General features: G+C 73.6%; 11 protein-coding genes and 1 tRNA gene. 5 read left to right on the top strand and 7 right to left on the bottom strand.

Annotated features, from left to right (window positions below):
* Nucleotides 1-241 precede the first annotated feature (241 nt).
* A complete protein-coding gene (locus KS423_RS23900; protein ID WP_224281710.1) occupies nt 242-2266 on the top strand; it encodes a M3 family metallopeptidase in 2025 nt (674 codons plus the stop codon).
* Nucleotides 2267-2321: 55 nt separating this feature from the next.
* On the opposite strand, the gene KS423_RS23905 is transcribed toward KS423_RS23900, so the two are convergent.
* Together KS423_RS23905 and KS423_RS23910 are read right to left on the bottom strand one after the other, a co-directional pair.
* A complete protein-coding gene (locus KS423_RS23905) occupies nt 2322-3761 on the bottom strand; it encodes a cellulase family glycosylhydrolase (RefSeq protein ID WP_224281711.1) in 1440 nt (479 codons plus the stop codon).
* Nucleotides 3762-3880: 119 nt separating this feature from the next.
* The gene (locus KS423_RS23910) at nt 3881-4516 is read right to left on the bottom strand and encodes a TetR family transcriptional regulator (protein ID WP_224281712.1); all 636 of its coding nucleotides are present in this window, start codon (nt 4514-4516) and stop codon (nt 3881-3883) included.
* Nucleotides 4517-4650: 134 nt separating this feature from the next.
* On the opposite strand from KS423_RS23910, the gene KS423_RS23915 reads away from it, so the two are divergent.
* Nucleotides 4651-5877 (top strand): acyl-CoA dehydrogenase family protein, encoded by a 1227-nt coding sequence (locus KS423_RS23915; protein ID WP_224281713.1) that lies wholly within the window; start codon nt 4651-4653, stop codon nt 5875-5877.
* A 46-nt stretch (nt 5878-5923) separates the two neighbouring features.
* Here the strand turns inward: KS423_RS23915 and KS423_RS23920 are convergent, their stop codons facing one another.
* From KS423_RS23920 to KS423_RS23930, 3 genes are all read right to left on the bottom strand, one after another.
* Complete coding sequence (locus KS423_RS23920) at nt 5924-6532, bottom strand: hypothetical protein (protein ID WP_224281714.1); 609 nt, start codon at nt 6530-6532, stop codon at nt 5924-5926.
* A gap of 111 nt (nt 6533-6643) precedes the next feature.
* Nucleotides 6644-7453, bottom strand: a complete 810-nt coding sequence (locus KS423_RS23925; RefSeq protein ID WP_224281715.1) for an enoyl-CoA hydratase/isomerase family protein — start codon at nt 7451-7453, stop codon at nt 6644-6646.
* Nucleotides 7454-7488: 35 nt separating this feature from the next.
* Nucleotides 7489-8178 carry a TetR family transcriptional regulator gene (locus tag KS423_RS23930; protein WP_224281716.1) on the bottom strand — a complete coding sequence of 230 codons (690 nt, stop codon included), beginning with the start codon at nt 8176-8178 and terminating at the stop codon, nt 7489-7491.
* Nucleotides 8179-8394: 216 nt separating this feature from the next.
* Between KS423_RS23930 and KS423_RS23935 the strand changes: the two genes are divergently transcribed.
* Complete coding sequence (locus KS423_RS23935) at nt 8395-9846, top strand: MFS transporter (RefSeq protein ID WP_224281721.1); 1452 nt, start codon at nt 8395-8397, stop codon at nt 9844-9846.
* A gap of 89 nt (nt 9847-9935) precedes the next feature.
* Here the strand turns inward: KS423_RS23935 and KS423_RS23940 are convergent, their stop codons facing one another.
* The gene (locus KS423_RS23940) at nt 9936-10484 is read right to left on the bottom strand and encodes a GNAT family N-acetyltransferase (protein WP_224281718.1); all 549 of its coding nucleotides are present in this window, start codon (nt 10482-10484) and stop codon (nt 9936-9938) included.
* A gap of 75 nt (nt 10485-10559) precedes the next feature.
* Here KS423_RS23940 and KS423_RS23945 point away from each other — a divergent pair, with 75 nt between their 5' ends.
* Nucleotides 10560-11168 (top strand): TetR/AcrR family transcriptional regulator, encoded by a 609-nt coding sequence (locus KS423_RS23945; protein WP_224281719.1) that lies wholly within the window; start codon nt 10560-10562, stop codon nt 11166-11168.
* A gap of 279 nt (nt 11169-11447) precedes the next feature.
* On the opposite strand, the gene KS423_RS23950 is transcribed toward KS423_RS23945, so the two are convergent.
* A tRNA-Arg gene (locus KS423_RS23950) sits at nt 11448-11523 on the bottom strand.
* Between the two features lie 662 nt (nt 11524-12185).
* On the opposite strand from KS423_RS23950, the gene KS423_RS23955 reads away from it, so the two are divergent.
* Nucleotides 12186-12651 (top strand): single-stranded DNA-binding protein (locus KS423_RS23955; protein WP_224281720.1); only part of this gene is annotated, 466 nt, incomplete at its 3' end.

Genomic DNA, 12651 nt, shown 5'->3' on the forward strand with positions numbered 1-12651 from the left:
CCGCCGGGGCCGTGCGGGTCGGGCGCGAGGGCGGTCCTGGGTGCCACGGGGGCTGCTCCTCTCCGGCGCGCGGTCGGGCGTGCGGGGACGGGTACGGGGCGCGGGCGCGCAGCGGCCCGCGACCGACGGGTCCGCGGCGTCGACGTTAACGGGTGGGTACGACAACGGATGGCAAGCAGGCATCTGCAACGGGCGGGAAAGCGCGTGGGCAGGGCGGGGGACACGGCGTATGGTTCGCGAAATGACCGAGAACCCGTTCTTCCAGGCCAGTCCGCTGGTCTACGAGCTCCCGCCGTTCGCCGAGATCCGCGAGGAGCACTACCTGCCCGCGTACGAGCGGGGGATGGCCGAGCAGCTGGCCGAGATCGCGGCGATCACCGCCGACCGGAGCCGGCCGACCTTCGAGAACACCCTGGTGGCCCTGGAGCGCTCCGGGGCGCTGCTGCGCCGGGTGGCCGCGGTGTTCCTCAACCAGTCCTCCTCGGACACCACCGACGTGCTGGACGAGGTGGAGGCGAAGGTGAGCCCGCTGCTCGCCGCCCATCACGACGCGATCCACCTGGACCTCGCGCTGTTCGCCCGGATCGAGGCGCTGTACGAGCAGCGCGCCGGGCTCGGCCTGGACCCGGAGTCGTTGCGCCTGCTGGAGCGCCGGTACACCGCCTTCGTGCGCTCGGGCGCCCGGCTGGGCGCGGCCGAGCAGGCCCGGCTGCGCGAGCTGAACGCCGAACTCGCCGCACTCGGCACCACGTTCCAGCAGAACGTGAACGCCGACACCCGGGCCGCGGCGCTGGTCCTGGACTCCGCCGAGGAGCTGGCCGGGCTCTCCGAGGGCGCGATCGCCGGTGCCGCGGAGAACGCCCGGGTGCTCGGCCACCCGGGGAAGTACGTGCTGAGCGTGCGGAACACCTCCGGTCAGGCCGAGCTGGCCCAGCTCACCGACCGCTCGGTGCGCGAGCGGCTGCTGGCCGCCTCGCTCGGCCGGGGCGTCGAGGTCAACGGCCCGCTGGCGATCCGGATGACCGCGCTGCGCGCCGAGCGGGCCGCGCTGCTGGGGTACCCGAGCCACGCGGCGTACGTGGTGGCGGACGAGACGGCCGGCACCGTCGAGGCGGTCTCCGCGCTGCTGTCCCGGCTGGTCGGCCCGGCCGTGGCGATGGCCCGCCGGGAGGCCGGGGAGCTGGCCCGGGAGGCCGCCGCGGACGGGATCGGGGAGATCGCCGCGCACGACTGGGCGTACTACTCGGAGAAGGTCCGGCAGAGCTCCTACCAGGTGGACGCGGCGGTGCTGCGTCCGTACTTCGAGCTGGAGCGGGTGCTGCGGGACGGCGTGTTCTTCGCCGCGAACCTGGCGTACGGGGTGACCTTCACGGAGCGGCCGGACCTGACGGCCCACCACCCGGACGCGCGGGTCTACGAGGTGTTCGAGGAGGACGGCAGCCCGCTGGGCCTGTTCATCGGAGACTTCCACGCCCGGGCGTCCAAGCGCGGCGGCGCGTGGATGTCCGAGCTGGTCGCCCAGTCCCGGCTGACCGGGCAGCGGCCGGTGGTGCTGAACAACCTCAACATCCCGCGTCCGGCACCCGGCGAGCCGGCGCTGATGGACTGGGACGAGGTGCGCACGCTGTTCCACGAGTTCGGGCACGCGCTGCACGGCCTGTTCTCGGACGTGCGCTACCCGCTGTTCTGGGGCACTTCGGTGCCCCGGGACTTCGTCGAGTTCCCCTCGCAGGTCAACGAGATGTGGATGGTCCGGCCGGAGGTGCTGGCCAACTACGCCCGCCACCACGCGACCGGGGAGCCGCTGCCGGCCGAGCTGGTCGAGCGGATGACGGCGGCCGAGGGCTTCGGGCAGGGCTTCCGGACGGTGGAGTACCTGGCGGCCACCCTGCTGGACTGGGCGTGGCACACCGTGCCGCAGGGCGAGGGGATCGCGGACGCCGAGGAGTTCGAGGCGCGGGCGCTCGCGGCGGCCGGGATCGCGGTGGACGCGATCCCGCCGCGCTACCGGACGGGGTACTTCCAGCACATCTTCGCCAGCGGCTACAGCGCGGCGTACTACGCGTACATCTGGTCGGAGGTGCTGGACGCCGACACCGTGCAGTGGTTCGAGGGCAACGGGCGCCCGGTGCGGGAGAGCGGTGAGCTGTTCCGGCGCGAGCTGCTGGCGCGCGGGTTCAGCCGGGACCCGCTGGAGTCCTTCCGCGCGGTGGTCGGCCGGGCGCCCGAGACCGGGCCGCTGCTGGTCCGTCGGGGGCTGGTGTGACCAGGGCCCGTCCTGCCGGTCGTTCCCGGGGCCGGGCCGATCGACAGGACGGGCCCTAACGGGCGGTGAGCGAGACCGTCACGGTCGTGCCCGGGCGGGCGTGCGGGAGCCGGATGCGTACGGTTCCCGCACGTCCGTCCGTCGGCTGCACGACCTCGACCCGGGCGTCGGCGGGGGAGACGGCGACCCGGGCGCCGTGCGGGAACGCGGCCGGGGGCAGCAGGAGTTCGCTGCCGCGCCCGGTGCCGTCGGCGCGCCAGCGCACGGTGGCGCCGTCGACGCGGACGTCGGTGCCCGCGACGGCCACCGGGTAGGGGCCGAAGGCGGGTTCGTCGCCGGGGGCGGGGCGTCCGGCCGGGTCGAGCGCGCAGTAGCCGCCGTTGCCCCGGCACCAGTACCACATCGTCCAGCCCTCGGCGAAGCCGTCCATCGCGGCGACCTGACGGCGGACCAGCTCGGAGTTGCCCGGGGTGCGGGAGTCGGGCGGGCCCCACTCGCCGACCAGGACGGGCAGGCGGTGGGCGGCCGGGTAGCCGGTGATCGCGGCGGTGTACTGCTCCACGAAGCCGTCGGCGGGGTTCCAGTCGGCGCCGCCCTCGACCGCGGTGTCGTAGAAGTGCGGGGCGTAGCCGAGCCGGGGTGCGCCGGGGCGCGGGTCGGCGAAGCCGGGCAGCTGGGTGGGCACGCCCTGGCCGACCAGCACGGTCGGCTCGACGAACAGCCAGGCGCGGGAGTCGGAGCGGCGCACGGCGGCGATCAGGCGGCGGTACATGTCGGCGAGCCGGCCCTGCTCCAGGGCGGCGGAGGCGGCGGCCAGCACGGCCGGGTCGCTCGGGTCGCCGTCCACCGGGCCGAACGGCTCGTTGAACAGGTCGTAGCCCAGCAGCGAGCGGTGGCCGCGCAGTTCGCGGGCGAGCCGGGTGTAGAAGTCGGCCTGCCAGGCGCGCAGGTCGGGGTCGTCGTAGAGGTGGCGGAAGGCGGCCTGGACGGCGGGCTGGAAGTAGCCGGCGAACCAGTCGTCCGGGTCCGGGGTGAACGGCAGGTCGTCGTCCCGGGTGGCCCAGACGGGGATGCCGTTGGTGCCGCCGCCGAACTTCGGCCCGTAGACGTCCTGGTGGAAGTCGACCAGGACCAGCAGGCCCAGCCGGTCGGCCCGGTCGAGGAGCCGCTGGAGGCGGTGCAGCTCGGTGGGGTCGAGACGGCCGCGCTCGGGCTCCAGCCTGGTCCAGGAGACCGGCAGCCGGACCAGGGTGAAGCCCTGGGCGGCGACGGCGTCGAGGTCGGCGGCGGTGGCCTCGGCGTACTTGTCGAGGTTGAAGCCGCGCAGTCGCAGGCGGCGGCCCTCGGCGTCGGTGAGGGCGGTGCGGCCGTCGGCGGCGGTGACGGTGCCGGTGGGGAAGCGGTCCGGTTGTCCGCCGTGGGCCGAGGCCGGGACGGCGGTGAGGGCGGCGGTGGCGGCGAGCAGCAGGACGACGGCGGTGCGGCGCAGGCGCATCGGGGACCTCACACGGCGGGGGTGGGGGTGGGGCCCGATGATGCCCGTGCTGCCGCCCGCCGCACAAGGGTCGTGCACACAAGGCTTGCGCAGGCAAGGGCCTTACGCGCGAGGGGAGTTCAGTTGGCGTTCTGGGCCTGCGGCTCGGCGGGCGCGGGCGGCAGGACGGCGGTCGGCAGGTCCGCGGCGGCGGCCAGCCGGCCCCAGAGCAGGTCCGCCAGCGCCTGCACCATCCGGGTGCGTGAGCAGGGCCTGGTCTCCAGCCACCAGTCCCCGGCGGCCAGCACCATGCCGGTGATGCCCCGGCCCCAGGCCTCGGCGAGCAGGTCGCGGTCGGCGCCGAGGTCGACCTGGCTCTGCACGGCCCGGGTGATCTCCTCGGCGATCTGCTTGAGCGCGGGGGCGAGCGCGTTGCCGGCGCCGTTCGGGTCGCCCGGCTCGGGGTGGGTGAGCAGCCGGTAGACCTGGGGGCGGGCCTCGATGCCGGCGAGGTAGGTGTCCAGTACGTGCTCGACCCGGTCGCGGCGCTCCAGCGGCTCGGCGAGGGCGGCCCGGACGGCGGCCAGCAGTCCGCCGGTGTGGCGCTCGGTCAGGGCGCCGATGAGGCCGTTCCGGTCGCCGAAGTGGCGGTAGAGGATCGGCTTGGTGATGCCGGCCTCGGCGGCGATGGCGTTCATGCTGGCGCCCGGCCCCTCGCGCTGGATGACCCGGTCGGCGGCGTTGAGCAGCTGCTCGCGGCGGGGCTCTCGGGACATGCGCTGCTCCTCGCGGTCGGGTTCGGCGGGGTCTGCCTGGGCGTTGACACCGGTTACCAATCAGTAGCAGACTCCGACGATGTTACCGGAGGTAACACCCTGGTCGGCCGCACACGTCTTCGGAGGCAAGCACCATGAGCAGCACGTTCTCGCTGGACCCGGGCGCGGACCAGCTCGCCGTACGCGACTGGCTGCACGGCTTCGCCGCCGACGTGATGCGACCGGCCGCGGCCGAGTGGGACGAGCGCGAGGAGACCCCCTGGCCGGTCATCCAGGAGGCCGCCAAGCTGGGCATCTACTCGCTGGACTTCTACGCCCAGCAGTACTTCGACCCCTCCGGCGTCGGCATCCCGATCGCCATGGAGGAGCTGTTCTGGGGCGACGCGGGCATCGGGCTGTCCATCGTCGGCACCACCCTGGCCGCCGTCGCGGTGCTGGCCAACGGCACCGACGAGCAGATCGGCACCTGGACCCCGCAGATGTTCGGCACGCCGGAGGACGTCAAGGTGGCCGCCTTCTGCTCCTCCGAGCCGGACGCCGGCTCCGACGTCTCGGCGCTGCGCACCCGGGCGGTGTACGACGAGGCCAAGGACGAGTGGGTGCTCGACGGCACCAAGACCTGGGCCACCAACGGCGGGATCGCCGCCGTGCACGTGGTGGTGGCCACCGTCGACCCGGAGCTCGGCGCGAAGGGCCAGGCCTCCTTCGTCGTCCCGCCCGGCACCCCGGGGCTGAGCCAGGGCCAGAAGTTCAAGAAGCACGGCATCCGCGCCTCGCACACCGCCGAGGTGGTGCTGGACGGCGTCCGGCTGCCCGGCAGCTGCCTGCTCGGCGGCAAGGACAAGCTGGACGAGCGGCTGGCCCGGGCCCGCGAGGGGGTCAAGCGCCCGGGCGGCAAGGGCAACGCGGCGATGGCCACCTTCGAGGCCTCCCGCCCGGCCGTCGGCGCGCAGGCGATCGGCATCGCCCGGGCCGCGTACGAGGTGGCGCTGGACTACGCGAAGACCCGCGAGCAGTTCGGCCGGCCGATCATCGACAACCAGGGCGTGGCCTTCCAGCTCGCCGACATGAGGACCCGGATCGACGCGGCCCGGCTGCTGGTGTGGCGGGCCTCCTGGATGGCGGTCAACAACCGGCCGTTCACCGCGGCCGAGGGCTCGATGTCCAAGCTGTACGCGGGCGAGACCGCCAAGTACGTGACCGCGCAGGCGATGCAGATCCTCGGCGGCAACGGCTTCACCCGGGAGTACCCGGTGGAGCGGATGCACCGGGACAGCGCGATCTACTCGATCTTCGAGGGGACCAGCGAGATCCAGCGGCTGGTGATCGCCCGGGCGATCTCGGGGATGCCGATCCGCTAGCCGATCCGTCAGCCGGTCGGCGGGCGGTCCGCCGGTGGGCGGCCCGCTACCGGGCGGCCCAGAAGGTGAGCCCGGCGGCGAGCGCGCCCACCGCCGAGCCGACGACCGTCTGCGCGGTGGTGTGGTCCCGCAGCACCACCCGGGACCACCCGATCGCCGGGACCAGCGGTCCGAGCAGCAGCCAGAGCGGGCCGAGCGCGATGGCGAGGCAGACCACCGCGCCGGTGGCCACGGCGGTGTGCACGGAGACCTTCCACCAGGCGGTGATCACCAGGATCGGGATCAGCGAGGCGAACATCGCCAGCACCAGTGCGGTGAGGTCGGCCGGGGCGTCCAGTCCGATCATCACCGCGAAGCTGAGCAGCACCGAGCCCATGATGAACGGGAGGACGGTCAGCCGGCGCTGCCGGTGGCCGACGTGACGGTCCGCCACCGTGCCCTGGCGCATGCCGCGCCGGATGAACAGGGTCGGGACGACGGCGGCGAACAGGGCGGCGAACACCGCCCAGCCGATGCCCGGCCAGCCGTAGCGGAGGCCGCCCAGCAAGGGGAGCAGCACGATGATCACGTTCTTCGGTTCGAGGCCGTCGGTGATGCGGCGGGCCCGGATCGTCCGGGGGGTGGGGGCGGGCGCGGCCTCGGCCTCGGTCGTCATCGGGGTGGGTGCTCCGGGGGCGTGAAGGGGCGGACGGATTCCGGCCGGATGATCGTACGGGTGTCGGTGCGGCCCCGTCCGCCGGCTCCCCGGCCCGGTGGCGGGCCCGGCTCAGAACCGGGCGGGGCGGCCCTGCAGGAAGGCGGCCAGGCCCTCGCGGACGTCCGAGCCCTCCCGGGAGCGGAGCAGCCAGGGGGCCAGGACCTCGTCGGCCTGCTCGGGCGGGGCGTTCAGGACGGCCTTGGCCGCGCCGATGGTGTGGGTCGAGCGGCGGGTCAGCAGCCGGGCGAAGTCCAGCGCGGCGGCGTCCAGTTCGGCGTCCGGCAGGACGCGTTCGGCCAGACCCAGCGGCAGCGCGTCCCGGCCGGTCACCAACTCGCCGGAGAACAGCAGGTACTTGGCCCGGGCCGGGCCGATCAGCCGGGCCAGCCGTACGGTCGGCACCGCCGGGTAGACCACGCCGAGCTTGGCCGGGGTGATCCCGAGCCGGGCCTCCTCGGCGACGAACCGCAGGTCGCAGGCGACGGCCAGTTGGCAGCCGCCGCCGACGCAGGCGCCGTGCACCACGGCGAGGGTCGGGTGGGGGAAGGCCGCCAGCGCCTCCTCGGCGGCGACGTTGGTCGCGTGGTACGCCTCCGCGCGGTCCGGATCGCCGTACACCTCGGAGAGTTCGGCGATGTCCGCGCCCGCGCTGAAGGTGTTGCCGGCCCCGGTGAGCAGCAGGACGCGCACGCCACCGTGGCCGGCCAGTTGCTCCAGCACCTTGGGCAGCGCCTGCCAGATCGCCAGGGTCACCGCGTTGCGGCGGTGCGGGCGGGTGAACTCCAGGACCGCGACGCCGTCCTCGCCGACGTACGCGTTGAGGCCCTCGGCCTGGGCGGGCAGGGCGGAGCGGTCCCGCGTGAGCAGCGGCTGGTCCATGCGCACCTCCGGTCGGTCGTGGTGCGCCAACTCTCTCAGGCGGTGCGGGCGCAGTAGCCGCCGAGGCCGTGTTCGACCAGGGCGAAGGCGCGGCGGGCCCGGTCGAGGGCCTCGGGCAGGGCGTCGGCGGCGCTCTCGCCGGCCATCATCCGGCGCTGGTTCTCGCCGGTCAGCGCCAGGCGGGTGGCCAGCAGCTGAGCGGCGGCGATCCGCGCGGTCAGCTCGTCGTGGTCCGGGTCCTGGGCGAGGAGTTCGGCCGTCAGCAGGGACTGCGCCCGGTGGTCGAAGCCGGCCGTGGCGCGCATCAGCAGGGCGGGCGTGTGATGGATCAGCCGGATCACGTCGAGCACGACCTGCTGGTCGCTCAGTCCGGTGGCGGGGTCGAACCGTTCCAGCGCGGACAGGTACTGCTCACGCAGCGCCGCCACCGCCGAGGTGCCCGGGGCGCGCTCGCGCACCACCTCGGCCGGCTCGTCGAGGTGCTGCTCCATGGGGCCCATGACCAGGTCTTCCTTGCTCGGGAAGTAGTTGAAGACGGTCATCTTGGACACCTCGGCGGCGGCCGCGATCTCGGCCACCGAGACCTGGTCGAAGCCGCGCTCGGCGAACAGGGCGATCGCGGTGCGCCAGATCCGGATGCCGGTCTGGATCTTCTTGCGCTCGCGCAGCGGGAGCGCGTCGAGATCGATGTCGCGGCCGAGGTTCATGCCGGTGCGGGTCGCCATGAGGGGAACTGTACCAGGATCAAAGATTGACTCGGCTGAATGATTGATCTGGATGAAGAATTGACCAGGTATAAAAAGTTTGCCATGGTGATGCCGAGCCCGCCCGACCACGCCGGTCCGGGCCCGACTCCACTGATTCCGGGGGACTTTCCGATGCCATCCGACACCTTGGGCGCACCCGCGCCGACCGCGTCCGACCCGACCGCACCCGCCCTGATGACCCGGGCCCAGCGCGGGCTGGGCATGTTGCTCTGCCTGGTCACGATCGTGCTGGCGGTGCTCGACATGAACATCGTGTCGGCGGCCACCGTGCCGATCGTCCGGGACCTCGACCCCGTCCACGGGGTCGACCGGCTGCCCTGGCTGGTCAGCGCGTTCGCCCTGGCCGCCACCGCGCTGCTGCCGCTGTACGGCAGGCTCTGCGACGCGTACGGCGCCAAGCGTGTGCTGCTCGGGGCCGTCGGCACCTTCCTGCTCGGTTCGGCGCTCTGCGGGGCGGCGCAGTCGATGGACCAGCTGATCGCCTTCCGGGCGGTGCAGGGCATCGGCGGCGGCGGGCTGATGAGCGTCACCATGGTGGTCATCGCCCAGTTCAAGGACCCCGAGGAGCGCGGCGGCGGCAAGGGCGGGGCGATCGGCGGGATCATCGCGGGCCTCGGCATGGCGGTCGGGCCGCTGGTCGGCGCGCTGTTCACCGACCGCCTCAGCTGGCGCTGGATCTTCTACATCAACCTGCCGCTGGGGCTGCTGGTCCTGGTCGGTGTCGCCCTGGTGGTCAAGCTGCCGCCGGCGACCGGCCGCCGGAGCCTGGACTTCGTCGGCGCGGCCCTTGCCGCGGCCTTCGCGACCGGGCTGCTGCTGGTCACCGAGTGGGGCGGCAAGGAGCACGCCTGGACGTCCCCGGTGATCCTCGGGCTGTCCGCCGCGACCCTGGGCGCGTTCGGCCTCTTCCTGTGGCGCCAGGCCACCGCCGCCGAGCCGGTGCTGCCGCTCTCGCTGTTCCGGATCCGCGCGGTGCGGTTGGGCTTCGCGATCCAGGGCCTGGTCGGGATGGGCATGATCGGCTCGATCATGTACGTGATGCTCTACCTCCAGGTCGCCCGGGGCGTCGCCCCGACCGCGGCCAGCCTCTACCTGATCCCGATGGCGGCAGGGATGACGGCGGCCGGGATCGTGGTCGGCCGGCTGACCGGGCGCGGCCACCCGACCCGGACCTTCCTGGCGGTCGGCGCGGCCTGCGCGACGCTGGCCCTCGCCCTGCTCGGCCTCAGCGGGCCGGACACCGGGCTGTGGGCCGTGCTGGCCGAACTCGCCCTGCTGGGCTGTGGGCTGGGGCAGCTGATCGGCCGGCTGATCACGGTGGTGCAGGAGGCGGCGCCCCGGCACCAGCTCGGCGTGGCGACCACCGGCATCCGGTTCTTCCAGAGCCTCGGCAGCGCGCTCGGCGCGGCGCTGTTCGGCACCGTGCTGTCCCGGGTCTTCGAGGCGGGTGAGCCGGGGCGGCCGCTCGGCGCGGTCCGGGCGCTGACCGGTGCGGCGCACGAGCACGCGGTGCGCAGCTTCACGGACGCGGTGGACGTGGTCTTCCTGTCGGCGGGCGGGGTGCTGGCGCTGGCACTGGTGTGCGTGCTGCGGCTGCGGTCGGCCGAGGAGGCGTCGACCGCCTGACGGGCCGGCGGCCGGGGGCCGGCGGCGGGGTGCGGGGCCCGGTGGACGGGGAGTCCACCGGGCCCGGCGTCGCACCCGGTCCGGGCCCTTCAGGCCCGGCTGGTCCACTCCGGCGCCAGGATGGCCCAGATCTCCTTGTCGTAGCGGACTCCGTTGTACGGGTACCACTCGCGCAGCACGCCGTCGCGGGTCATGCCGAGCCGCTCGGCGACCGCCCGGCTGCGGGCGTTGACGGAGGAGCACCACCACTCGGCGCGGTGCATGCCGCGGGTGACGAAGGCGTAGTCGAGCAGCTGCTTGACGGCGGCGGTGATCAGCCCGTGGCCCTCGCCGGCCGGTTCGGTCCAGGCGCCGATCTCGCAGACGCCGGACTGGGCGTCGAAGTGCACGAACATCACGCCGCCGACCAGCGTGCCGTCCAGCCAGATGCCGTAGATCCGCTTCTGGTCGGCGGCCAGGCCGTCGGCGTAGCGCTGGAGGGTGGCGCGGGCGGAGTCCAGGTCGACCGAGAAGGTGGCCCACGGGATCCACGGGTCGGTGTGGGCGCGGGCGCGGTCGAGGTGGGTCAGGAACTCGGGGGCCTGCCAGGGCTCCAGCGGGCGCAGTTCGGCGTTCTCGGTGAGCGGTACGGCAAACACGGGCGGCCTTTCACGGGGGGTGCTGAGGTTGGCTGGATCATTCATAACAAACGTTTGGTATGTACGATAGCCCCCATGACACCGGCCCGTGGAGACCATGACGCCCGCCGCTCGGAAGTCTCCGAGGGGGTGTGGCGAGTGCTCTCCACCCGCGGCTTCGAGGGGCTGACCCTGCGCGCGGTGGCCGCCGAACTGGGTGCCTCCACCGGGCTGTTGACGCACTACTTCCCGAACAAGCGGGCGCTGCTGAGCCATGCGCTGGAGGAGCTGGACCGGCGCTCGCTGGCCCGGCCCCGGCGCACCGCCCCCACCGACGGCAGCCTGCCGCCGGCCGGGCTGGCCCGGGTGCGGGCGTCGCTGCTGGACGTCCTGCCGCTGGACGGCGAGTCCGCGGCCGACAACCGGATCTGGGTCGGCTCCTGGGACCACGCCCTGGCCGACCCGGAGCTGGCGGCCGCGCACGCGGGCCGCTACGCGCGCTCGCGCACGGCACTCACGGAGCACGTCGCGGACGCCCAGCGGTTGGGGGAGCTCCCGGCGCAGGCCGACCCGGCCGCGCTCGCCGCGGGGGCGCAGGCCTTCGTGCTGGGCCTGGTGGTCCAGGCGCTGTTCGCCCCGGAGGACTTCCCGGCGGAGCGGCAGACGGAGCTGCTGGACGCCTATCTGGCCGGACTGGCGGCGTAGGCCGGGGTGGTCCGGTCGGGGGCGGAGCGGTCCGTCCCGGCCCGGTCGGGGGCGGCCCGGTCGGTGGGTGGACCGGTGCGTTCGGGCGGGGATTCACCGGGAATTCCGCTTGTTCCGGTTGACCCCGTTTTCGGCCCCCGTTTCCGCGGCGGCCACGACACGTACGGTCACGAGTTCCGTGCGACGGGTGTGCAGGGCGGTTGGCGCGAGTGATGACCGAATGGCCCGAAACGGCCACGGAAAGTGTCCGCCGACGCGACGGCCTGCGAAATCGGCGGGTGGTGCCCCCAGCAGGATTCGAACCTGCGACCTACCGCTTAGAAGGCGGGTGCTCTATCCGCTGAGCTATGGGGGCGGGGCGGGCGGCGCCCTGGTGGGCGCGACCGTGGCCGGGATCGGGCTGGCGGGCGCCGGGGCGCACGCTGTCCGGCCCCGTACCTGAGGGTGGGGGTGGTGGGCCCTCGCCCTGTCGGGGACAGGATAAGGGTGTCCGGTTCCCAGGCTGGGTGTGACGACACCGCCGTTGGTGTGTCGGTTCGGTGGAGCGGTCCGATAATCGCAGGTGAAGGCCGTGAGTGCAGCGGTCTGGGAGTGTTCCGAGCCGGACGTTGTGCAGTCGTTACGGGGCTGCCTCCTCACCCGTTATGGATTCGGCACGGAGAATGTGTCGCCGACGGTGCGGGTGGGGGGCCTTAATCGCGGTTGCGCCGGTCGGATGACGTGCGCGAACGCCCGCCGGGGTGCGTTCCGGAGAGCGTTCCCGGGCGGGTTCCGGGGCGGGCTCCCGGGTGTGCCGTCGGGGCGAGGAGCAGCGGGTTTGTTGTCATGGCCGCGAAGAGATGGGGGGCGAAGCGGCGGCGGAACGCTGAAATTCACCCCCGCGAGTGACAGCAGTTCCACAGGCCCGAGTTATCCACAGGATTTCGGAAGTCGGTCGCCGGGATTTCTTCCGAAGTGCACGCTCAAGGCGCACCGATCGATTCCGTACGGTGCATCGGCGAGAACGGAGGGTGTGCCGTGAGCGAGACGCACGTGACGGTGATCGGCAATGTGGCGACGGAGGTGAGCTACGGCGAAACGAGCGGCGGGGTGCCGATGGCCAACTTCCGGCTCGGCTGCACCGAGCGGCGGTACGACCGGCAGCGCGAGTGCTGGGTGGACGGCGAGACGCAGTGGGTGGCGGTGACGGCCTGGCGGGCGCTGGCGGTCAACCTGATCGGTTCGCTGGCCAAGGGCGATCCGGTGCTGGTGAGCGGCCGGCTGCGGGTGCGCGAGTGGATGGACGGAGAGGTGAAGCGGAGTCGGGCCGAGATCGACGCCCGATCGGTCGGGCACGATCTCACCCGTGGTACCACGGCGTTCCGGTGGGCGGCGGGGGTGCGCGGGCAGCCGCCGGGTGGCGCCGGGCCGGCCGGGGCGGAGGCCGGGAGCGAGGTGGTGCCGGAGTGGATCGTCAGCGCGGTGGAGGCGCGCAGGGGCTCCG

Source organism: Streptomyces sp. LS1784, assembly GCF_020103755.1.
GTDB lineage: Bacteria > Actinomycetota > Actinomycetes > Streptomycetales > Streptomycetaceae > Kitasatospora.